19 protein-coding genes and 1 tRNA gene are annotated in these 21,974 nt (G+C 53.8%); 12 read left to right on the top strand and 8 right to left on the bottom strand.

The window, feature by feature from the left end; translation table 11 throughout:
- Window positions 1-19: 19 nt before the first annotated feature.
- Window positions 20-1,846, bottom strand: coding sequence for an MASE1 domain-containing protein (locus CKL79_RS09380; protein WP_121969322.1), 1,827 nt, complete (start codon window positions 1,844-1,846; stop codon window positions 20-22).
- Between the two features lie 547 nt (window positions 1,847-2,393).
- Here CKL79_RS09380 and CKL79_RS09375 point away from each other — a divergent pair.
- Entirely contained in the window at window positions 2,394-3,428 is a 1,035-nt protein-coding gene (locus tag CKL79_RS09375; protein WP_170944018.1) for a CHAD domain-containing protein, read from the top strand.
- Here CKL79_RS09375 and CKL79_RS09370 read toward each other — a convergent pair.
- Window positions 3,425-3,928 (bottom strand): MFS transporter, encoded by a 504-nt coding sequence (locus CKL79_RS09370; RefSeq protein ID WP_240518764.1) that lies wholly within the window; start codon window positions 3,926-3,928, stop codon window positions 3,425-3,427. The genes CKL79_RS09375 and CKL79_RS09370 overlap by 4 nt on opposite strands.
- Window positions 3,929-4,019: 91 nt before the next feature.
- Here CKL79_RS09370 and CKL79_RS09365 point away from each other — a divergent pair, with 91 nt between their 5' ends.
- From CKL79_RS09365 to CKL79_RS09345, 5 genes are all read left to right on the top strand, one after another.
- The gene (locus tag CKL79_RS09365; protein WP_121969320.1) at window positions 4,020-5,300 is read left to right on the top strand and encodes a DUF389 domain-containing protein; all 1,281 of its coding nucleotides are present in this window, start codon (window positions 4,020-4,022) and stop codon (window positions 5,298-5,300) included.
- A gap of 95 nt (window positions 5,301-5,395) precedes the next feature.
- A complete protein-coding gene (locus CKL79_RS09360) occupies window positions 5,396-5,992 on the top strand; it encodes a thioredoxin family protein (RefSeq protein ID WP_121969319.1) in 597 nt (198 codons plus the stop codon).
- Between the two features lie 18 nt (window positions 5,993-6,010).
- Window positions 6,011-6,748, top strand: coding sequence for a cytochrome c biogenesis CcdA family protein (locus tag CKL79_RS09355; RefSeq protein WP_121969318.1), 738 nt, complete (start codon window positions 6,011-6,013; stop codon window positions 6,746-6,748).
- 20 nt (window positions 6,749-6,768) lie between these two features.
- Entirely contained in the window at window positions 6,769-7,383 is a 615-nt protein-coding gene (locus tag CKL79_RS09350; RefSeq protein WP_121969317.1) for a cytochrome b/b6 domain-containing protein, read from the top strand.
- A gap of 36 nt (window positions 7,384-7,419) precedes the next feature.
- Window positions 7,420-8,142 (top strand): molybdopterin-dependent oxidoreductase, encoded by a 723-nt coding sequence (locus tag CKL79_RS09345; protein WP_121969316.1) that lies wholly within the window; start codon window positions 7,420-7,422, stop codon window positions 8,140-8,142.
- A gap of 69 nt (window positions 8,143-8,211) precedes the next feature.
- On the opposite strand, the gene CKL79_RS09340 is transcribed toward CKL79_RS09345, so the two are convergent.
- A tRNA-Val gene (locus CKL79_RS09340) sits at window positions 8,212-8,284 on the bottom strand.
- Between the two features lie 137 nt (window positions 8,285-8,421).
- On the opposite strand from CKL79_RS09340, the gene CKL79_RS09335 reads away from it, so the two are divergent.
- The 3 genes from CKL79_RS09335 (at window position 8,422) to CKL79_RS09325 (ending at window position 10,548) form a co-directional block, all read left to right on the top strand.
- Window positions 8,422-8,967, top strand: a complete 546-nt coding sequence (locus tag CKL79_RS09335; protein ID WP_121969315.1) for a metal-binding protein — start codon at window positions 8,422-8,424, stop codon at window positions 8,965-8,967.
- A gap of 325 nt (window positions 8,968-9,292) precedes the next feature.
- A complete protein-coding gene (locus tag CKL79_RS09330) occupies window positions 9,293-9,502 on the top strand; it encodes a hypothetical protein (RefSeq protein ID WP_121969314.1) in 210 nt (69 codons plus the stop codon).
- A 146-nt stretch (window positions 9,503-9,648) separates the two neighbouring features.
- The gene (locus CKL79_RS09325; RefSeq protein ID WP_121969313.1) at window positions 9,649-10,548 is read left to right on the top strand and encodes an NAD(P)-dependent oxidoreductase; all 900 of its coding nucleotides are present in this window, start codon (window positions 9,649-9,651) and stop codon (window positions 10,546-10,548) included.
- Here CKL79_RS09325 and CKL79_RS09320 read toward each other — a convergent pair.
- The gene (locus CKL79_RS09320; RefSeq protein ID WP_170944017.1) at window positions 10,517-12,133 is read right to left on the bottom strand and encodes a SagB/ThcOx family dehydrogenase; all 1,617 of its coding nucleotides are present in this window, start codon (window positions 12,131-12,133) and stop codon (window positions 10,517-10,519) included. The two genes, CKL79_RS09325 and CKL79_RS09320, sit on opposite strands and share 32 nt — an antisense overlap.
- Before the next feature lie 197 nt (window positions 12,134-12,330).
- Between CKL79_RS09320 and CKL79_RS09315 the strand changes: the two genes are divergently transcribed.
- A complete protein-coding gene (locus CKL79_RS09315) occupies window positions 12,331-15,324 on the top strand; it encodes a tetratricopeptide repeat protein (RefSeq protein ID WP_121969311.1) in 2,994 nt (997 codons plus the stop codon).
- 32 nt (window positions 15,325-15,356) lie between these two features.
- Here CKL79_RS09315 and CKL79_RS09310 read toward each other — a convergent pair whose 3' ends face one another.
- A complete protein-coding gene (locus CKL79_RS09310) occupies window positions 15,357-16,868 on the bottom strand; it encodes a DEAD/DEAH box helicase family protein (RefSeq protein ID WP_121969310.1) in 1,512 nt (503 codons plus the stop codon).
- A gap of 128 nt (window positions 16,869-16,996) precedes the next feature.
- Between CKL79_RS09310 and CKL79_RS09305 the strand changes: the two genes are divergently transcribed.
- Entirely contained in the window at window positions 16,997-18,403 is a 1,407-nt protein-coding gene (locus CKL79_RS09305; RefSeq protein WP_121969309.1) for an aspartate ammonia-lyase, read from the top strand.
- A gap of 38 nt (window positions 18,404-18,441) precedes the next feature.
- On the opposite strand, the gene CKL79_RS09300 is transcribed toward CKL79_RS09305, so the two are convergent.
- Window positions 18,442-19,197, bottom strand: coding sequence for a DUF4058 family protein (locus CKL79_RS09300; protein ID WP_121969308.1), 756 nt, complete (start codon window positions 19,195-19,197; stop codon window positions 18,442-18,444).
- A 106-nt stretch (window positions 19,198-19,303) separates the two neighbouring features.
- Between CKL79_RS09300 and CKL79_RS09295 the strand changes: the two genes are divergently transcribed.
- Window positions 19,304-20,134 carry an SWIM zinc finger family protein gene (locus CKL79_RS09295; protein ID WP_121969307.1) on the top strand — a complete coding sequence of 277 codons (831 nt, stop codon included), beginning with the start codon at window positions 19,304-19,306 and terminating at the stop codon, window positions 20,132-20,134.
- A 29-nt stretch (window positions 20,135-20,163) separates the two neighbouring features.
- Here CKL79_RS09295 and CKL79_RS09290 read toward each other — a convergent pair whose 3' ends face one another.
- On the bottom strand, window positions 20,164-20,946 hold the full coding sequence (locus CKL79_RS09290; protein WP_121969306.1) for an HpsJ family protein: 783 nt from the start codon (window positions 20,944-20,946) through the stop codon (window positions 20,164-20,166).
- A gap of 135 nt (window positions 20,947-21,081) precedes the next feature.
- Window positions 21,082-21,864, bottom strand: a complete 783-nt coding sequence (locus CKL79_RS09285) for a glycosyltransferase (protein ID WP_121969305.1) — start codon at window positions 21,862-21,864, stop codon at window positions 21,082-21,084.
- Between the last annotated feature and the right edge of the window lie 110 nt (window positions 21,865-21,974).

Below are 21,974 nucleotides of genomic sequence, written 5' to 3'. Positions count from 1 at the left end.
ATCGCTTTAGCAAAAGCCGCTACGTGACATCGGCAGAGAGACAGATCGGAATTTCAATCATAAACTCTGTACCAGCGCCTTCTTCGGAGAAGCACTCAATTTTACCGCCGTGCTTTTCGGTAATCAGCTGATAGCTAATAGCCATACCCATGCCAGTGCCTTTGCCTACCTCTTTAGTGGTGAAGAACGGATCAAACATGCGTCTTTTCACGTCTGGAGAAATCCCTGTCCCATTATCGGCAATGCTGACGGTGATGCTGTCGGCGCGGGCTTCAGTGCGGAGAGTAATTTGTGGTGATTTGTCAGCGTTGGGGTGGTTGAGTAGATCTGTTTCTAGGGCGTCGATGCTGTTGACCAAAAGATTCATAAATACCTGATTAAGCTGGCCAGCGTAGCACTGGACGAGGGGCAACTGGCCGTAGTCGCGAACGACGCTAATGGCGGGTCGCTGAGAGGAAGCTTTGAGCCGATGCTGCAAAATCATCAGCGTACTCTCTATACCTGCGTGGATATCAACGACCTTAGATTCAGATTCATCCATTCGAGAAAAGTTGCGCAGCGACAGTACGATCTCCGTAATTCGGGTCGTTCCTATGGTCATAGAGGTTAAGACTTTGGCTAAGTCTTGCTTTAAAAACGCTAGGTCAATAGTTTCTTGCTCAGCTTGGATCTCGGCAGGCGGATGGGGGAAATGCTGCTGATAGAGCTGAATGAGGTGCAGCATGTCTTTAGCATACTGCTGAATGTATGTCAGATTTCCGTGAATAAAGTTGACCGGGTTGTTAATCTCATGGGCAACACCTGCCACCATTTGACCCAGGCCCGACATTTTCTCTTGCTGAACAAGATGGGTCTGCGTTTTTCTCAGCTCTCGTAGGGCATTGCTGAGTTCTTCGGTACGGCCCTCTACCCGATTTTCTAAATCTTCGTTGATATGTCTTAGATTGTCATTGGCCTGCCGGTTTTCTTGAATAGCTGCTGATAAAACCAGTGCTGCAATGGTTAGAGAGGCGATGAATAGCTGAAGTAAAACGGCTGCTTGAGTGGATTCGTCTTGGGCAAAAGATCCGTGGCCATGTAGGGTTTGGTAAATGGCGATCGCGCTCATGACCACTGCCAAAAAAGCTGATTCGCGAGGGCTAAAGCGAATAGCCGACCAGATGAGCGGAAAAATTAGTCCGTATTCAACCGGCGTCGCCCCCGAAAAAGCCGTCAGACCAATCAGGATGAGTAATCCAAAGACAACGCTAAACTCTGCGAGCTGAGCAGCCGGAAGCCGCCAGGCCCTTTTTTGAATAGAGTGCCAGACGCAGAGAATCAAAGGCGTAATCACGACTCCGCCAGTGAGCATTCCACATAGCCAGCCCTTATAGGCTAGCCAAAACCCATTCCACTCACTCACCCTAAAGAGACAGAGCGTGGCGATCGCTAAGCCAGCAGTCACCAACGGGATAGGCACTAGCAGCGACATATACCGCAAGGTGCTATTGACCCGATCAAAGGGGTACCTGCGCTTAACGAAGTGTAGAATCACCAAGCCCACACAAGCCACTTCAATCGTATCGATAGCAGCAATAGAGAAGCTAAGCGGGAGAAATTTGTAGTACAGCACCTCGCCCACAATCCAATCGCTAATGAACATGGGCAGCCAGACCTTGTAGCCCAGTATCAGCGTCGCGGCTAAAAAGATGCCGGTAGAAGGCCAAATGATGGCGGTAGCATCTTCAAAAGCAAAAATTCCCGATATTTTTGCCAGGCAAAAATGTACCGGCAACAAAATCATCAGGCTGATGGCAGAGGTTCTATTGAACAGAAGGCGATTAAGTAGGCCTTTAAAGGGTGGCATTTTGAAATCAGGTACTCAGGTATTGCAGAGAGATTAATATAGGCCCATAATTTGGGCTCAGCTTACGTAGGCAGAATGCCCAAAAAAAGCGCTAGCCACTAACCATCAAAGCTAGCATGACGCTTTGGCGGCTCAAGGATGCTCTGCCAGGTAACGAAACATCTTTCCTATGAGCTGAAGCGTCTAGGGAGTAACCGACTCAACAGGGCCATCAGCCCCCTGACCTTAAAACCACAGCCGCAAGACCACAGCCGCAGGGCGTTAAGGACTTTAAGGAATACCCAATATCTACCTCAGGGTATCCGTCATGACATTTGCCCATAGAGGAGCGATCGCTCAGTCACAACCTTTAAAGAAAATAACGACTTGCCCAAGCCAATCGAGAAACTCGTTATAATATACAACCCGCATATTGATAAGGAGTGCTTCTAGTAGAGAAGTTTGGTATCGGCGTTTAGCTGAAACGCTCATAAAACACCTCCTCCACAAGCGCTGAGAAGAAGCGCTGAGAAGCCCCAAATCCAAATAACATATGGCCCTAACACCGATGACCTCACAACAAATTGCCCAAGACAAGACTTTGCTGGGAGGCTATGGGTATCAGATCATTCGGCAGCAGTCGAAGCGGGTGTTTAAGCTGCGATCGCAAGTACTAGCCGACACCGACCCAGAGCCCCTGCATCAAATGCGCATCGGCACCCGGCGGCTGCGCTCGGCCCTGAACCTCTTTTCAGATGTCGTCGAGATCGGCGATCCTCAGCCAGGTACCGATAGTGGCGAGCAGGTCTCCCCCTCTAAAGCCGTAGGCAAGCTTACCAAAGCCCTGGGAAAAGTTCGCGATTTAGACGTGATGCAGCAGTGGTTTGAGCAAACGCTGGTCAAGCCTGAAGAAAACAACAGCGCAACTGACAGCGACTTAAGCAAAACCGAAAGAAAAACTATAAAAGCGCTGTTAAAAAAGCTAAAGAAACGCCGCAAAAAGCAGTTTTCTCGCTTAGAAAAGTTTCTTAAAAAGAAGACCTACAAAAAGCTCACTCGTCTGTTTAAAAGGTGGGTAGAGCAACCTGTTTTTTCTGCCGCCGCTCAGCAGCCAGCTCAGCGAGCCGCCGCTACGCGAATTGTTTCACCTATCACCGAACTATTGCAGCATTCTGGCTGGTTAGTGGCTACTCGCAAGCATAACGATCAGACTGTTCCCATCAGCAATATTTCTCTCTCCAAACTCAATCAACTATTCAAGGAAGAGGGCGATCGCCTTCACGACTTGCGCAAACAGATCAAAGACATTCGCTACCAAACGGAGTTCTTCAGAGGGCTTTACGACATTACCTACGCCGCTCAGGTAAGAGAATTTCGCAACCTTCAGAGCATTTTAGGTCAGTTGCAAGATCAAATTGTGGTCAGTCAGTTTCTTGCCGATGAACTCGGGTCAGACTGGCCGCAGCAGTTGCCCACCCTTGAGGCCGCGTTTCAAACGTCGCGATTGGAACTGTGGCAGCAGTGGCAGCCCTACCAGCGGAAGTATCTGAAGCTGCGCAGTACTTTGCCGGGAGAGGCTTTGAAAGAGGCGGCGATCGCTTAGCTCGCTTCAGGCTCTGGCGTTTTCAAGGTAATCGCAAATCCTGCGATCATCACCGTCAGTGCGCCCGCCACCCAAAAGGGCATCGCATAGCCAAAAGCGGTGACCAGCAGGCCAGAAACCGCTGGGCCAATAGCGTTAGACATGCTCAGGTAAGAAGCGTTGAGTCCCAGAACTTCGCCCTGCTCGCGCTGATTGCTGCGGGTGGACAGAATGGAGTCGATCAGCGGCATCGGAAACGCATTGACCAGCCCAAATAGGCCCAGCAAAACGGAAAAAGCAACAATATTGGGCAGAGCAGGCATCAGCATGAACAAAATTCCTCGCGCCACCAGCGCTCCGACTAACACATTGACAATGCTGAAGCGTTTGCGCAGCGGCTCTAAGGCAAACACCTGTGACAGCGGACAGGGCCGCTCTATAGCGTTGGTCACTTTGCCACCATAGCAAGAATTGAGGCGGCGCTCCTTCTGACTAAAGATGATGATGACAGCTCTGGGCAAACGTCTGCCTGTTGGCCTATGACAGGGCTCCTTCTAATCCTCTAGTCTGAGCGAGCATCCGCAATCCTCTAAGAATCGAGCGCCATAGCCTATGCGTCAGCTTTCAATTCAAGTTCCTCAAGGCTACGGCGAACAGGTTCTCAGGCTAGCTCAGCGCTGCGATGGGAGCAATCTATCGCTCACTGCGGCCACGGGTATTGCTGGGCCAATCGAAAATATCGCTGTCCTTCTGCCCAATCGTCAGGTCGGTGATCTGCTAGATGCGCTAGAAAAAGAGCTACCGCAGGCTGAGGTCTCGCTGCTACCGAGTGCCATCTTATCAATGCATTTGCCGACTGATGAGATGCCGAAAGGGCTTAAAGAAGTGCAGCCGCGCAGCTCTATCGAAGTTTTTTTGCAGGGTGTGCAGAGTATTGGCTCCTGGCCTAGTTTTTTGGCCTATGCGGCGATCGCAGGCATCATCGTTTGGATTGGGCTCTATACCAATAGCGTGTTTTTATTGGTCGCGGCCATGCTGATTGCCCCTTTTGGTGGCCCGGCGATGAACGTAGCGATCGCCACCGCCCGAGGTGATTTTGACCTGCTGAAGCGTAGCCTGCTGCGTTATTTTGTGGCGCTTGCCGTAGTCGTTAGCGCGACGCTGCTGCTCAGTCTGCTCTTTGGCCAGACGACCGCCACCGCTCAAATGATCTCTACCAGCGAAGTCTCTGCGACGGCTGTGCTGTTGCCCTTAGCAGGCGGTGTGGCCGGGGCCTTGCAGCTTGTGCAGTCGGAGCGCAGCAGCCTGGTCTCAGGGACGGCGATTGGCATGTTAGTTGCAGCCGCGCTAGCTCCACCCGCAGGATTGATTGGGATGGCGATCGCAATTCAAAAGCCAGAAATGGTCATCAGCGGCATCTTCTTACTGCTGCTTCAGCTCGCAGGTATCAATATCTCCTGCGCCCTGGTCTTTCGCCTGTACGGTCTTAGACCGCAAGGCGCGGTATACGCTCGTGGCAAGCGGCAGTTTTTTCCGATTGTGTTAGGCATCTCGGGGCTAGCCCTAGCCCTACTGCTTGGCTGGCAGTTTTCTAGCTCGCCTCATTTGCTGCGCTCTAGCCGCACCCAGAGAGCCTTTGCTGTCATTCAAAAAGTGATCGAAAACGATCCGTACGTCAGCCTGGTCGAAAGCGACGTGCGCTTTACTCATGCCGATATTGCCAGTCAAAATACGCTGCTGAGCAATGTTTACGTGCAGCCCAGAAAAGGACAGAATGTTGCTGCTGATTCTACGAGCCGCCGCCTGACAAAAGAAATTCAAAGTCAGCTGCTGAGCGAGGGCTTTAATGTCACACCGCTGGTCAGCGTGACGCTGCTCGAACCGCCGCCATGACGCTACGAACACATCTCTCAGAAACCTCTAAGCCATCGCTAAGCCCATTCTCGCAGGGTGATGATTGACTGAGTCAGTGCAAGATTGGTAATCCAATGAATAAACATCTGCTTCAGCGACGCCAGCTGCTCTGGTACTTTGGCTTAGGCGTTTTAGGGACGGGAGCCGCCGGAGCATTGCTGCGTTATGAGATAGCGTTACCTGATCGTGCGATCGCGCTCAGCCCACCGCCTGCAGCAACCCTACCGCCGTTACCAGCGCAAATGCAGCTCCCTGAGTTTCAGGGGATCAGCCAGTGGCTAAATTCTGAGCCCTTAACCGTTTCTGACTTGAAAGGAAGCGTTGTGCTTATCCAGTTCTGGACGTTTGCCTGCATTAACTGCCAGCGTACCCTGCCCTATATCACCCGCTGGCATCAGCAGTATGCAGCCCAAGGGCTAAAGGTAATTGGTATTCACACGCCTGAATTTGCCTTCGAGCGAGAGGTCGGTAATATCGAAGCGGCGCTAGCCGATCATCAAATCAAATATCCTGTGCCGATTGACAATGAGTTCACAACCTGGCGAGCTTACAGCAATCGGTTTTGGCCCCATCTATTTTTGGCAGATCGTGACGGCATGATCCGCTACGACCATATTGGTGAGGGCGCTTACGACCAGACAGAACAAACCATTCGCCAGCTGTTAGCTTAGGGATCGGGTGTTGCAACTGTGGTGACTTCTTCGCTCTCTTTAGGATTGGCATTATTGGGCGGATTGCTAACCACTTTTTCTCCTTGCATTTTGCCTGTTTTGCCGATTATTGTCGGGCGATCGCTCCAGTCTCATCGCTATGGCCCTATCGCCTTAGTACTCGGTCTCGTCAGCGGATTTGCCCTGACGGGCAGTCTGTTGGGGATTACCGCTAGCTGGTTCACTCACCTGGCGGGGCTACTGAGAACGGGGGCGATCATACTCCTCTTAGCTGTTGGTTTGCTGACTCTCTTCCCACAGTGGCGCTACTACCTACAGTGGCGCTACCCCCAGTGGCGCTACCGACTCTTGAGCTACCTACCAATCAAGCGTAAATATAAAAAATCAGACCAAGAACCAAAGCGAATTGGCCTAACAGGAGAGTTTTGGCTGGGCACTCAGATCGGCTTACTCTGGACTCCCTGCGCTGGTCCGGTGCTGGGCAGCATTCTAGTATTGGCAGCTGTTGATCATCAAGTCGAAAGCGCATTTTTACTGCTGTTGCTCTATGGCATCGGGGCTGCTATCCCCATGTTAGTATTTGCCTATGGTGGGCGATATCTCAGCCGTCGATTGTTAGCGCTGCGTGCACACAGTCGCAAATTACAGAGAGCAGGTGGGGCGATTGTAGTGAGTACGGCGATCGCTATTCTCCTCGGTTGGGATGTTCAAATTCAGCTTTGGCTTGCGCCGTTTTTTCCAGCCTTACCCCTGTAGCAACTTTTTGGTCACAACCTATGAGCAGTTCTTCAGAACCCGCACGACGCCCCAAAAAGACACCGCCTGCCCCTAAGCAAGCCCTCTTTACCAAAATCTTTCACTGGCTCAATATCATTAGCCTGACGCTGATGATTACCAGCGGCCTGCAAATCTATAATGCCAACCCGGTCTTTGGCGGGCGAGCAGGCTGGCATTTTCCGGTGGCTGTTACCCTTGGCGGCTGGCTAGCGGGCGGTCGCCACTGGCACTTTGCCGCGATGTGGCTATTTTCGATGAATCTGCTGATATATGGCATCTATATCTTTATCACGCGCCGCTGGAAACGCCGGTATGCCTCTAGCAGCGATATTCAGGTGCTGCAGACCGGGAAAAACCCCAAGCGCAAAAACTATGCCTGGCATCGCGTGGTTTACACGGGGATCATGCCGGTGCTGGTGCTAGCGGTCGCCTCTGGCCTGGCCATGTACAAGCCCGTTCAATTCTCCTGGCTCTCAGCGCTGTTTATCAACTGGCAGATCCTCCGCACGGTTCACTTCATTACGGTGCCCACTGTGGTTTTGTTCACCTTTGCGCACTCTTTGCTGGCTCTAAAAGTCGGTCAGTTTCGCCTGGTCAAATCCATCTTCACCTGAGAAAGATGCACGCAATAACTTTCCACCCCCAGCCCTATGCAACTCCCCTCTTCCCCTCGCCGCATCCTCACTCGCCGCCGACTGCTGCAACTGTCTGGGCTCTCTGGTGCCGGTCTGCTGCTCAATGGCTGTGGCGCACCGCTCTATTCTCGCCAGGTGAGCAAAGTCTTTGAGCCGCTCAATCAGCGGGTTGAAGAACTGCTGCTCAGCCCCCAAACCCCTGCGCCAGAATATGCTGCCAGCGCGGTTCAGCCCGAGGCGCTGCTGATCAATTCATTCAATGGCACGCCGCAAATTGACCCAGACACCTTCCAGCTCACCGTTGATGGCGCGGTCAATTCACCGATGCAGCTCAGCATGGCAGACTTGCAAACAATGCCGCTGACAACGATGGTCATTCGCCATGTGTGCGTAGAGGGCTGGGCCGCGATTGTGCAGTGGGGCGGCGTTCGGCTACAAGATATTGCGGCACTGGTGCAACCCAGGCCTGAAGCCCGCTACGTCTACTTTGAATCTGCTGATGACTACTACGAAAGCTGGGATCTGCCCTCGGCTCTGCACCCCCAAACGCTGATGGTCTATCAAAAGAATGGCGCACCGCTACCCGCCGAAAATGGCGCACCGCTGCGGCTAGCCGCGCCGATCAAGCTGGGCTACAAACACAGCAAATGGGTCACCCGCATTACCTTCACAGCTGATCTATCAGAGCGACAGGGCTACTGGGAAGATCGGGGCTATGAGTGGTTTGCTGGGCTGTAGGAAAATGCTATGGCCAAATTCTGTAGCCACAATCTTTGAGTACAGACTGCGAGCGTAGACTGTAGCGTATGGGCGGTGAGGGACTCGAACCCGCGACATCCTCGGTGTAAACGAGGCGCTCTACCAACTGAGCTAACCGCCCTCGGTACAGTGCAAAGTCGCACCGCCGAAATAAAATAATAGCAGAATAAGAAACGCACCGATCAGCAAAATCCGACATTTTTTCTCTTAACTAATTCATCCGTATTACTCTATAGGGTGTTGCATCTCTTGTGCCCTATGCCATCCGGTCGAACCCACGACAAAATAACGCTATGGTGCCTCCCGCTAATTGCTGGATTCGCCTTTTTGGCGACCAACAGCCTACCGCTCACCATCATCACGGCGCTGTCTTTTTTAGTCGGCGGGTTTATGCTCGGCCCTGATTTAGACATTCGATCTATCCAGTACAAACGGTGGGGGCTGCTGCGCTGGATTTGGCTACCCTATCAAAAGACGCTCAGACACCGCTCCCGACTCTCTCACGGACCGATTGTGGGCACCGCGCTACGGGTAGTCTATCTGGCGGTATGGATAGCCCTATTCACCATTGCGATCGCCGAAGTTCTCAACGTTTTGTGGGATGCTCGGCTCACCTGGCAAAATCTCAGCGTGACGTTTCGCTTTTTAATCAACCACTACCTCACAGAATGGCTAGCGATATTGATCGGCCTAGAGCTAGGGGCCGTCAGTCACTCAGTCAGTGATACCATAGGCAGCCAAATCGGACGCAAGCGCCGTCAGCACAAGCAGAAGAAAACCCGGAAGCCGCCTCGGAGGTTTTAGAGTTTAAGGGATGCTGAAATAATGACAACTGATTTCATTAGAGCGAATCACGCAGACGAGCCGCTGTTGATAACATGTTGATAACAACGCGATAACGACCGGAGATAAACAGCCAAAAATGACAAAACAATGACCGAAAAATGACCGAAAAGTAATAAATCGCCCTTACCCTGACTCTCTACTAGTCTCAGCCAATTCTCACTTTTTCCCCCGCTTGACAATGCACAATTGCAAAGTCTAAGTTGTCGATCAGGGCGGCACTTTTGCCGTTCACCTAAGCTGATATCGCTTTCAGCCTTAACCACCCCCCACCAGGAATAATTCAATGAAAGTTAAGTATTTAGCTGCTCTAGCTGCCGTTTCAGTTCTCAGCGTTGGCACCCTAGCGAGCTGTGGCCCCGAGACAACAGAACCTGATGCAACTGGAGAAATTGCCCCTGAGGAAGGCGCAATGGAAGATCCTGCAATGGAAGATCCTGCCATGGGAGAAGAAGGCGCAATGGAAGAGCCTGCTGATCCTTGTGCGGCTGAGTAAGCGATCGCTTAAATTATCACACTTGAACGACCGCGCAGTCACTGACTGTTAATAACGGTTTAGCGCCGATCTAGAGAAAGTCCCTAACAAAGCTAGGGACTTTTTCATGCTTACTATTGATACTGTTGGTATTGGCCATTACTTCTATGGACATCGCATTTATCGGACTGGGCACTATGGGCGACCCGATGGTTCGCAATCTCTTACGGGCAGGTCATTCGGTCACTGTGCACAACCGAACCAGAGAAAAAGAACAATCGCTCATCGCCGCTGGAGCTACCGCCGCTGAGTCGCCCAAGCAAGCTGCTGCAGCTGCCGAGATTGTGATTACCTGTGTGAGCGACAGCCCGGATGTAGAGGCGGTGATTTTGGGAGAGTCTGGCGTGATTCACAGCGATCGCCCCGGCACCCTGGTAATCGACATGTCTACCATCAGCCCCGAAGTCACCCGGCGCATCGCTCAGGCGCTGGCCAAAAAGGAGATGCGCATGATCGACGCGCCCGTCTCTGGTGGCTCAGAAGGCGCACAGCAGGGCACCCTCTCAATTATGGTGGGCGGCGAGGCGGCGGACGTAGAGCGAGCAATGCCAGTACTCACAGCAATGGGCCGCACAGTCACCCACGTCGGGCCCATTGGCGCAGGGCAAACCACCAAAGCCATCAATCAAATCATCGTAGCGGGTACCTACTGGTCGGTCGCTGAGGGCATGAGCCTGGGGCTAAAGGCGGGGTTGGATATGGAGAAGGTTGTACAGGCCGTTGGCAGTGGCGCAGCGGGCTCCTGGGGGCTGACCAACCGCTCTGGCAACATGATTGCCAATAACTATCCGCTCGGATTTCGGGTACGGCTGCATCAAAAAGATTTGAAGATAGCGCTAGACACCGCCCGCGATCTCGGGTTGCCGCTGCCGATGGCCGCCTATGTAGAACAGATAGAAAACGGCCTGATTGCCAGAGGCTATGGTGACGAAGATATTTCGGCGATCGCCCGCAGCGTACGCGAGCCCGGCGGCATTAGCGATCAGCCTTCTGGCCAACCGTCGTAATGTAGAGCACCGCTTCTTCAGCCGGAATGCTCAGCAGCTCATTTACCTGATCGTCAAAAAAGCCCGCGATGCCGCTAACCCCGATCTGACGGCGAGTCGCCGCCAGGTTCAGGCGCTGACCCAAATGCCCCGCGTCCATATGCAGGTAGCGATAGGCCCGGTCACCATACTTAGCCACCGCCGCCGCCAGATCAGCCGTATGGAAAATCACCGCGCCCGCGTCGCGACCCAGATTCTGCCCCAGGCAGAGATAATGCAGGTCTTTGCGAAACTGGTTAAAACGAATCTGTCTCAGCTCTTCGGCCTGCGGCGCGTAGTAATAGCAGCCGGGCTCCAATGTCTCCACGTTTGAAATGGCAACAAAGGTCTCAATCAGGCTCAGGTCGAAATAGTCAGGAGCCTGGTCAAACTCTTGCAGACGGTAGTGCGCCGGATGGTAGGCAAAATCGAGCAGGGCAAATAGATCAGCGCGGCCTAAAGGGGCCGCTGTATAGCGACGGGTCGAGCGGCGGGCCAGCAGGGTATCTTCTAGCGCCTGGAGGCGATTCTCCGGTGGAGAGGCGTTGCCATCGCCCCACAGAATCGGCTGAGTCTTTGTTGAGACAGTAATACCAAACGGAAAATTGTACTTATCGGCGCTGCGAGCATTGGCTTGAGCTAGCGATTGGGACGGGGCTGAATCAGCCGGTAGCATCGGCGTCGGCAAGTGAGAATCATTACTCTTTTGCTCTAGCTGACCAAAACCAGCGTCGGCAGCGATCGCCGTATGCAAATGCAGATAGCCCAGCAGCTCGCCATCGTCAACCGGCACAATATCGGTATGAATCGGGCTTGGCAAAGCGCTACGGGCAGGCGATAGATTTTGATTGACCTGGAAGAGATCGGCTAAGGCGAGTAGGGCGATCGCGCTTTCCTCAGCCCCGTCTAAATACAGAAGCTGATTGACCTGCTCGTCAGCAAACCCGCCGATTAAGTGGAGCCGATAGTCACAGAGAGTGCTCGCCACCTCCAAATTACCCAGCAGATGACCCGTATCGAGAAACACTCGCCGGTAGGCCCTGTCCTGATAGCGCCAGGCCGAACGCTGAAAAACGGCACTCACCACCAGCGCCAGCTGCGTCGTTTCTAGTGCCGGATGCCAAAAGCAAGCCGCCTGCAGGTCTGCCCAGGGATGGTCATCCCAATAGCGCCACAGCGAATGCGTCCGCACCTGATAGTTGTACAGCCCTGCTGGCAGCAAAGCGGTTCCCCGCGACACCAGATAAATCTCAGCCGGATACAGCCCCCCCGCCGACGGCGCAGACCGCAAATACATCGGCTCCCCAGAATAGGTCATCACCTTGGCCGTCAGCCCATAGCTGTCAATTAACAGCCGAGAGAGTCGCTGCCACCAGCGCCAATCATCATCGGCGGCGGGCGGTTCTTTCTCTAGATAAGGCTTCAGGTCTATGCTGTGGCCCAGCTTATAGTCTTTGTACGGCAGGGGCTGCTGCGCCCAGTTCAGCCCACCCTGACCTTTAGCTGCAATGGTCTCCGGATCGTACTTGGTGCGCTGATGGTAGTGCTGGGCAATCGAATCGGCCATTGGCAGCTGAGGAGGGGAGGGGTAACTATGTAAAGGCTTGTCTCTTTGATTAACTCAATATAGCCGCAGGAAGGGGTGTAAGGGAGCGGAGAGGTCAGGGAAGCGAGGCAAAATATCTGCTAACCTGACCATTCAGGTAGAATGCTAGTGCAAACTGCGAACGTCAGCCACAGTCAGCGCACAGTAAGGGGTCGCCCATGCAGGGGAATCAGAAAAATTGGCGATTGGTGATGGTCATCAGCAGTTTGCTTGTGGGCGGGCTAGCAGGCGCGTTAACCAGCGTAGGCACCAGTGCAGAGAGCTTTAGCTTTAGGGCTACCAGCCTGGCACTGGCCCAGACAGACGAGGCTCAGACGGTCGATTCTCAGACGGTCGATTCTCAGACAGTGGAACCAGCCGTAGAGTCAGCAGGTCCCATTCCAGCGAGCGCCTTACAGCAGCGGCAGGCTGAAGAGACGCTTGACCGTGCGACCACGCTGTTTGCCGTGATGCTAGGGGCGCTGGTGCTCTTGCTCGGTATTGGCATTGTCATGCTGTGGTTTTTGCGGCGCTCGGTGGTCAACGAAGTCGCTACAGTCGTTCGCACTCAGCTCAATGAAATGACTGAGCTAGAGAACAAAGTACACAATGCGACCCGTAGCCTCAACCGGATTTTGGCCGACGCAGACGATCTCTCGGGTGAACTGCAAGGGCGCTCCAGCGGCTTTCAGCGTGAAGTCGTCGCCCAGCGCGAAGTGCTATACAAGCTAATCGAAGAACTAGACGAATTTAAAGGGCAAACGACTAAAAACTGGGAGCAGCAGCTAGAAGGCATTCAGCACAGACTAGAGATGACCGCTGCTGACTTTGCCAAAATGACGGTAGAGATGCAGGCTCAGGCCAAACAGCGTTTAGAAGAAATGCGGACTGAGAGCGCGGTAGAAAGTCAGCGTATATTGCAGCGCTTTACCACTTCCGAAGCCGAATTTTCTCGTCATGTAGGCGTGATTAAAGAAGAGACTCAGCGTCGCAAAACGGCTTTCTTTGATGAAATTGAGCGAAAAGAATCGGTGCTCTCTGACCAACTCGGTAGTCTGCAGGCAGAGACTATTGCAGAAAAAGAGCGGGTGATTTCTGGGCTGGTGAAGCTGAGCAATGAGTTTGGCCCGCAGCTCAGTGAGGCAGAAGCCGCTGCCAAGGCGAAGATCGAGCAGCAGCGTGATGCGGCGATCGCCGACCTCCAATTCTCCAAAGAAGAAGTCGTCAAAGAACTCTCGGAGATTCAGGCCAGCGCCCTGGGCCACCGCGATCTGGCGCTGCAAAACATTCAGCGCTCTACCGAAGAATTGCAGCAGCAGTTCAACGCCATTCGCAATGAGGTAGAAAGCCGCAAAGCCAATATGATGCAGAGCTTTCGCCAGTCTGCCGATGGCTTTTTAACCCAGTTTGCCACGCTCAAGGCCGATGTCGAAGGCCGTAAAGGCACTATCTTAGGCGATATGGATCGGGTGGCGAATGACTTTAAGTCGCAAATCTCCGATCTGCAGTCAGGCGTCAGCGAAGAGCGCAGCCATACAGTGATGCAGTTGCAAGCCACTGCCGAAGGCTTTCGCGCCCAGCTCGCCAACTTAGGCAACGATCTGGACACTCGCAAAACCCATCTCTACACTGAGCTAACAGAAACAGCGCGCACGTTTTCCGACCAGCTCACCGGCTTGCAGACAGATCTCGGCGAACAGCGTAATCAGGCGCTGGATATTGTCCAACAGCTTCAGGGAGACTTTACCCGCGAGCTAAACGAGCTGCAAACCGGGATTGGTAGCGAACGGCAGCAGCTATTGCGATCGCTCAAAGAAATTGAAAGCAGCTTTACCGGCGAACTCGGCAGCGTGCGCAACACCGTCTTTGGCAGACGCGATGTGATCATCGAAAAGCTCAACAGCTTTGACGCCCGCCTGGGTGAACAAATCGGCGAACTCGCTCAGGCCGCCGCTGAGCGGCAGCAGGCTGCGCAAACCCGGCTCGGGCAAATCGAAGAAAAATTTGCTCAGACCTTAGAAGCTTTGCAGGGCAGCATGAACCAGCGCCAAGAGCAGGCGATCGCCGCTGTCACTCAAACCAAAGAAGAAATTCAGGCCAAGCTCTCAGCGCTCAACGCCGAAGCCGAAGCCGAAAAGCAACAGATTATGCAACAGCTCGGGAAAGTCACCCCCGAGTACGTCGCCGATTCCTTTATGAGCACCTCCCAAACTCAGCTTGCCGATCTCTCCGAGCAGGTTAACCGGCTCAAAGACAATCGCCCTGAGCTGTTTTTGACGGCAGACGAATTCATCGCCGACGGTGACCAAAAGCTAGGAAACAAACAGTATGAAGCTGCCCTCGCCGCCTACGACCGCGCCTTAGAAGTGCAGCCTGGCAATCCGGATCTGTGGTTTAGCCGCAGTCGCTGCCTGAGCGAGCTAGGCCGTAAAGAAGACGCCTTAGCCGCTCTGAACGAAGTCACCCGGCTCGACCCTAGCAACAGCGAAGCCTGGTATCAAAGCGGCCTGCTGCTACGAGAACAGCGCCGCTATGAAGAGGCCCTCAGTGCGTTTAATACCGTGATTGAGCAAGAGCCGACCGACGCCAAAGCCTGGCTCAATCAGGGCATGGTGCTCAGCCGTCTGCGTCAGCGAGAAGAGGCGATCGCCGCCTTTGATCGCGCGCTCGATATCAACCCCGAATATCACGAAGCCTGGGTAAATCGGGGCGTTGCCTTTGGCATCTTGCAAGCGCATAAAGAAGCCTTCGAGTCATTTGATCAGGCAGTTACCCTCCAAGCAAACGACGCCGTCGCCTGGCTAAATCGCGGTCTGGCCCTGACCGAACTAGAGCGCTACGAAGAAGCTGTCGCCTCTTTTGACAAAGCCACCCGCTTTAACCCTCAGCTAGCCAAAGCCTGGGATAACCGGGGCTATGTGCTGATGAAGCTAGGGAGAGATAGAGATGCGCTGAAGAGCTTTGATAAAGCGATCGCCGCCAACCCCAACTACGCCAAAGCCTACTACAACCGCGCGCTTTGCTACGCCCTCCAGCGCGAAAACGATATGGCCTTGGAAAACCTTCAGCAGGCCGTCCGACTAGAACCCAGCTATAAGCAAGAAGCCCTCGCCGACGAAATCTTTGAAGATATCTGGAGCGACGATTGGTTTAAGGAGTTAGTCGGCCAATAGACGCTATGGTTTTGGCCACTTAGCTCACTACATTAGCGATCGCTTTCTGTCCATTTGGCTGGATCTTCCGCTGCACGGCGATGAGTGTCTGGAAACTCAACAACTTTATACGGTGTTTTTGGAGGAATAGGTGAATCGGGAATAAGAGACAGTTGCCCGGTGTTGGGCTTTGGCGGTGCGGGCTGTTGCCTCCTGCGACGAGAGACGCCCTCTTCACTGGTTTCCTCAGCAACGACTTCATAGAGCAGCGCCATTTTGCCATCGCTGCCTTTACGCAGCACCCGGCCCAACCGCTGAATATACTCTCTGGGAGAGCCGCTGCCTGAGAGCAAAATTGCCACTCGCGCATCGGGTACGTCTACCCCTTCATTCAGCACATGAGACACTACAATCACGCTGTAGTCGCCGCTGCGGAACTTTTGCAGAATGGTGTGACGTTCCTTAACGGGCGTTTGGTGAGTAATAGCTGGGATGAGAAAGTCTTGAGAGATTTTGTAGACGGTGGCGTTATCGTTGGTAAAAATTAGCGTGCGTTCAGGATAGTGCTTGTTCAAAAGCTCCTCTAGCAGCGTGAGCTTACCAGCTGTCCCCAGGGCAATATTTTTAGACTCGCGGTGAGCCAGCATTGCCCGACGACCGGCAGGCGACTGGGCACTGGCCTGCACAAAGCGCTGCCAACCTTCCGGGCTACTCAGCCAAATGTTGGACTTTTGCAAGAAATCATTGCGCTGCTGCTGAAGCTTGGCATAGCGATCGCGCTCCTCCTCACTCAGCTGCACTTTGATCTGCACAATCTGATAGGGAGCTAAGGCCGTTCCTGACAGTTCCTCAGCCGTGCGACGATAAACCACAGCGCCCAACAGCTTTTCTAAGTCTTCATGCCGACCGTCAGATCGTTCTGGTGTGGCCGTTAGCCCCAGACGATAGGGCGCAATGGAGTATTCGGCAATGCTGCGGTGAAAGTCGCTGGGCAAATGGTGACACTCATCGCAGATTAGCAAGGCATACTGATTGCCTAAAGACTCGGCGTAGATGGCGGCACTGTCGTAAGTGGCGACGAGAATGGGCGAGCGATCGCGCGATCCGCCCCCCAATAGCCCTACCTCTACCCCCGGAAACGCCGCTTCCAAATTGGCATACCACTGATGCATCAAATCCAGCGTCGGCACCGTGATCAGCGTTCGCCTCGGCGTCGCCTGCATCGCCATCTGCGCCAGATAGGTCTTACCCGCTGCGGTCGGCAGCACCACGACCCCTTTCCGGGCATTTTCCTTCCAAGCCTGCAAAGCCTCTTGCTGATGGGCATAGGGCGTCAGGATCAGCTCAGAGCGCAAATCTATCGGCTCAAACGTCTGCACCTTGTCTTCAAAACGCACGCCCTCAGCTCGCAGCGCCTCTACCAGCGGGCGATATTGGTCAGCAGGCACCCGAAAGCGCTCAATGCGATCATCCCAAACCGCGTAGTCAACCCAGGCTTTGCCCCTCGGCGGTGGGTGCAGCACTAAGGTACCGCGATCAAACTTGAGGGTCGGCATTCTAGCCATAGTTGCAGTCGTTTCAAACGTATTGGATAAGCCAGAGATCGGCCAGCAGCCCTGCGCTTCTCACTTTTCAGATGTTTTTATGGCAATAGGGCCTTAAAATCTTTACATCTATGCTAAGGCTATTGGCGATGACTGCAACAGTTCGCATTGAAAAAGACTCGATGGGGGAGCTAGAGATTCCCGAACGGGCCTATTACGGCATTCAAACGCTGAGAGCCGTTCAAAATTTTCCGATTAGTGGACTGCGACCTTTGCCAACCTACGTCGATGCCTGCCTGCTGATTAAAAAGGCAGCAGCGATCGCCAATGGCGAACTCGACTGCATCCCCGCTGACATCAGCAAGGCCATCGTCCAGGCGACTGATGAAATCTTAAACGGCAGCCTGCGCGATCAGTTCGTCGTCGATGTGTACCAGGCCGGGGCGGGCACCTCTCACCATATGAATGTCAATGAAGTGTTGGCCAACCGCGCGCTAGAAATTCTCGGCGATGCCAAAGGCAACTACAGCCGGGTCAGCCCCAATGACCATGTAAACTATGGCCAATCGACCAACGATGTCATTCCCACGGCGATTCGAGTCGGCGGCATTTTAGCGCTGGAGCATTCGCTGTATCCGGCTTTAGAAGGGATAATCGCCACCCTGCAGACCAAAGCTACCGAGTTTCAAGACGTTGTCCGCTCAGGTCGCACTCACATGCAAGATGCGGTTCCTGTGCGCTTGGGTGAAGGCTTCCGTGCCTGGGAGCATATTCTCACCGGGCACAATCGCCGGATTAAGACTGCCGCTGAAGAACTCGCCGTCTTAGGATTGGGCGGTAGCGCTACGGGCACCGGGCTCAACACGCATCCGCGCTATCGCTGTCGCGTGGCCGAGCTGCTCAGCGATTTTCTCCAGCAGCCGATGACGACTGCGCCGCACTTAATGGCCGCAATGCAGAGTATGGCTCCTTTTGTAGCGGTCAGCAGCGCCCTGCGAAACCTGGCGCAAGATTTGATCAAAATCTCTCACGATCTGCGTCTGCTCGACTCTGGCCCTAAAACTGGTCTGAAGGAAATTCAGCTACCGCCTGTACAGCCCGGTTCGTCAATTATGCCGGGGAAATACAATCCGGTAATGGCCGAAATGACCTCAATGGTGTGCTTTCAGGTGATGGGCTATGACAGTGCGATCGCCCTTGCCGCCCAAGCCGGACAGCTCGAACTCAACGTGATGATGCCGCTGATCGCCTATGACTTGATCCACAGCATCGAGATCTTAGGCAACACAGTGGAAGCACTCGACACGAACTGTCTGCAGGGAATCACGGCCTTTCCTGAACGCTGTATGAATTACGCAGAGGGCAGCCTGGCGCTAGTAACGGCTTTGAATACGCATATTGGCTATCTGAGCGCGGCAGCGATCGCCAAAGAATCGCTCGAAACTGGCAAGCCCCTTCGTCAGCTCGTTTTAGAGCATGAGCTGATGGATGAAACGACGCTAAATGAAGTCCTAGACTTGCAGAAGATGAGTCAGATGCCGACAGAGAAAAATTGACTGTGAATAGTTGACTGTGAATAGTGCGATCGCCACCGCTAGTCATGGCGGCACAGCGCTTGTAACCAGGCAAAGTCGTCGTCGGACAAGGGCGACTGTGACTGAACTGTATAGTCAATATCGATATCGATAGCCGTATTCTGGCAAACCTGATCGAGCAGCGCCTTAATATCTACAGCAGGTTCTGGATCTTCTGTATCTAGCGGCAGCAAAAACTTTGGCAGGCGATCGCGCAAGTCAAAGGCGTAACGCTCTGCGCTAGGACGCTCGTCTGCGCGGCTGACTAAAATCTGGTAGGTTGCCTGCTGCCCACTAGCAAGCGGCATCGGCTCGCCCCGTCGAAGCAGATCTATCTCTACAAAGTGAGTGGCGCTGCTGAGAACAGCCTCTCTTTTCTTGAGATACTGCTTACGGCCCTCTCCCTTTCGCTTATTGGCGGGTGAGAGCACCTCGATTACAGTGACCACTCGCTTTGTGGCAGGCTCTCTGATTTCCAAGTAACCTTCTGTCACTTCACAGGGTGTCGGCAGCATCACCCTTTCGGGTTTTGTAGAAATAGCCACTGCGGATGATCGCACAGGTTGCTTTGGCCGCTCTTGCACATAAACATCTGGAATGCCGACCAGTGACGTATCAATGTAGACCCGTATCTCAATCGCTGCCCGATATTTAGGAACTATTTGCAGGTTGAGCGTTCTGGCCAGTTCAGAAATGAGCGTGTGGTGAATTTCTGGCCAGCGATATGGGCTCTCAAGGTAGGGATTCATTCCCGGAAACGGCGGCGCAGTCGTCATGGTCTAGCTGGAGAGACTACGCCCGACCGGGCAGGGAGCCAATATCTTCCGCTCACAGCGCTACCGCCGATCCGTTAAAATACCAATCTCAGCTACTGATCTCCCCATGACCTACACCACCACCCAACCGCCCGCCGCCACCGAAGACGCCTGGTGGGTACAGCAATGGGTAGACCTGCTCAATTCCTACCGCTTTAAAAAGCGCCTGGAGCGAGGCCGCAACTATGCCCGACAAGGCAACATTCTCAGCCTCGAATTCAAGAATTCCAAAGTTCACGCTAGCGTCCAGGGCACGGCTACCGAGCCTTATCAGCTCTCCATTTGGATCGAGCGCTTTGCTGACGAAGACTGGGGCTTTGTGATTGACACACTAGGCAAAAAGGCGCTTTACTCCGCTCAGCTATTGGCCGGGGTCATGCCCGACGATATCGAAGCTGTCTTTACCAGCAACGGCCTGAGCCTGTTTCCCTTCACGCTAGCCGATGTCAATTCCAAATGCAGCTGCCCCGATCCCAAAAATCCCTGTAAGCATATCGCGGCTGTCTACTATCAACTCGGCGATTTCTTTCGCGAAGATCCTTTCGTGCTCTTTCAGCTGCGGGGCCGGACCAAAGAACAAATTCTGGATGCGCTTCGTCAGCAGCGACAGCAGGCAATGGCCCAGGCCGGAGAGGTCACCGCTGCACCTACCGATGCAAACGATAGCCCAGTCCAGCCGCGCCCTCGCACTGCTTCCACTGTACAAGTAGCCGACTTTTGGCAATATGATGTACCGCTGGACTCATCTCTGGTCGTCATCACGCCTGCCGAGCAAACCGTGCTCGAAGTCATTGGCGACCTGCCGCTAGCCGCTACCGAAGCTCAGATCGTCATGACGCATCTCAAAACGCTGTACCAGGCGGTCGCTCAGCAGGCGATGATGACCGCTCTGAGTTGATTGGCGACACTGACGCGGGCTATGTCAGCCTAGCTAACGATAGACAGCAGACGGCGCAGTCCGGCCCAACCGATAAACGTGTAGCCAACTGCCAGCAGTAAGCTACTGAGGGTAACCCGGATCGTTGCCTTTAGCGCTTCTGATCGGAGCCGCTTGGTCGCATCTTGCTTTTGCTCACCGATGCGGGTTTGCAACTGAGTCTGGGCTTCACCGACTTGAGAATTGAGAAATTCGTTCAGCGCTTCAGGATCGTCGCGGAACTGCTCAATTTGGGCTCGCTGCGCCTCGTCTAGATTGTCGCTGGCGATCGCTGCCTGCAGCTGGTCCTCATCTTGTAACAGCGCATCGATCTGAGCCCGACGCTGAGAGATATCGGCATTCAGGCGGCCTTCTAGCTCAGAAGAGGCTTGCTGCGCTTCGGCCTCTACCTGAGCGATCGCATCACGGCTCTGCAAGCGCACATTGTTGGGGTGGAGCACCGCCGTCAAGAGAAAAACCAGCCCAAGCAAGCAGGCCAGCAGACAGACCCAAAACCGGGGATCGGTCGCTAGGCTCACTCGCCGGGGGGCATTGCCCAGACTGCTATCGATCCAGTAGCCAGTAAACAGGAGAGCGATTCCCACCAGCGGCACAATGCCCCGATCAACGAGCTGAGTTGTGGTCGCGAGCTGCCAGGCGCGATCGCCAAACTCAGGCGGAAACAGCAGCGTAATAAAATCGATCAGGGCAGCCAAGATGGTGATCGCTCCCACTAGCTTGAGAGAAATCGCGGCCAGCGGCGACGGGATAGTCGTAGGAGGTGGAGAGGTCATAAAAATTTAGCTAGAGGTGCAATCACACCATTTTGCGCTTGAAGGTGGTCACAGTCATTACAGTCTCAACAGAATAAATCAAAGTTGATGAAATAGCGAACCTCAATCAGGCCTCAAGATTAGCTATTTTCAGCGCTAGTGCTGCTCAACTTCAGGTGATTCGGTGTAAGCAGCATCGCGGTGCTCAGTAGCCTCTGAATGGTTCACAGGATAGCTGACATTGATCTGACTTTTACCCTCATAGAGCCAGTTGAGCCGCTTGGGGTCCAGTTTGGCATGGTACATCACCTTGAGTAGCTGATTAGTCAGCGCCTGCCGGTAAATGCCCCGGCTCTGAAACCGCCGCGCTGAAGTGACAACCTTACCCGACGCGATCGCCGGCTTACCCCACTTGCCCAACGCCAGGCTCAGCGCCGTATCTTCAAAAATATCCATATCGGGCACCCCGCCAAGGCTCATCAACACCTGCCGCCGCGCAAAAATGCAGTGATCTAAATAGAGAATGCGCTGTCGCTGCGATCGCTGCGTCGTCGAATACCACGAGGTAAACCGCAGCAGCCAGTGGTCAAGATCAAAGCTATGGGTAAACCCGCCCCACACGGCCCCAGCCGCTGTCAGTGCTGCTTCCGCCTGAATCAAAGCGTCACCCTCAGGCAGCAGCGTCGCCGGATGGTGTAGTAAAACAATATCGCCCCTACTGGCCTCAATCCCGGCAGTCAGCCGCTGCGCCCGGTTGCTCGCCGCTATCTCAATCACGTCTACCGGAAACTGTCTAACAATCGTCAGGGTGTCATCTGAGCTAGGGCTAACCACCGCAATGATCTGCTTATCGCCCGCCTGCTGGCAGAGGTTCTCTAAAATTTTGGGCAAATAACCGTAGCGAGATTCGTTAAAACAAGGCAAAACAACGGAGAACATAGGCTAGGAAGTTGTACATTGCGTGCCATAGATGATTTTAGCCCTACCAAAGGGTAGGCAGTAGACCACAGGCACCGCGCTAATCTTGAGCTGCAGGTTAGCTCAAGATG

Source organism: Leptolyngbya sp. BC1307 (genome assembly GCF_002286735.1).
Taxonomy (GTDB): Bacteria; Cyanobacteriota; Cyanobacteriia; order Phormidesmidales; family Phormidesmidaceae; genus Phormidesmis.
Note: the sequence above shows the minus strand (reverse complement) of the source record. Positions and strands in the feature narration are given on the sequence as shown.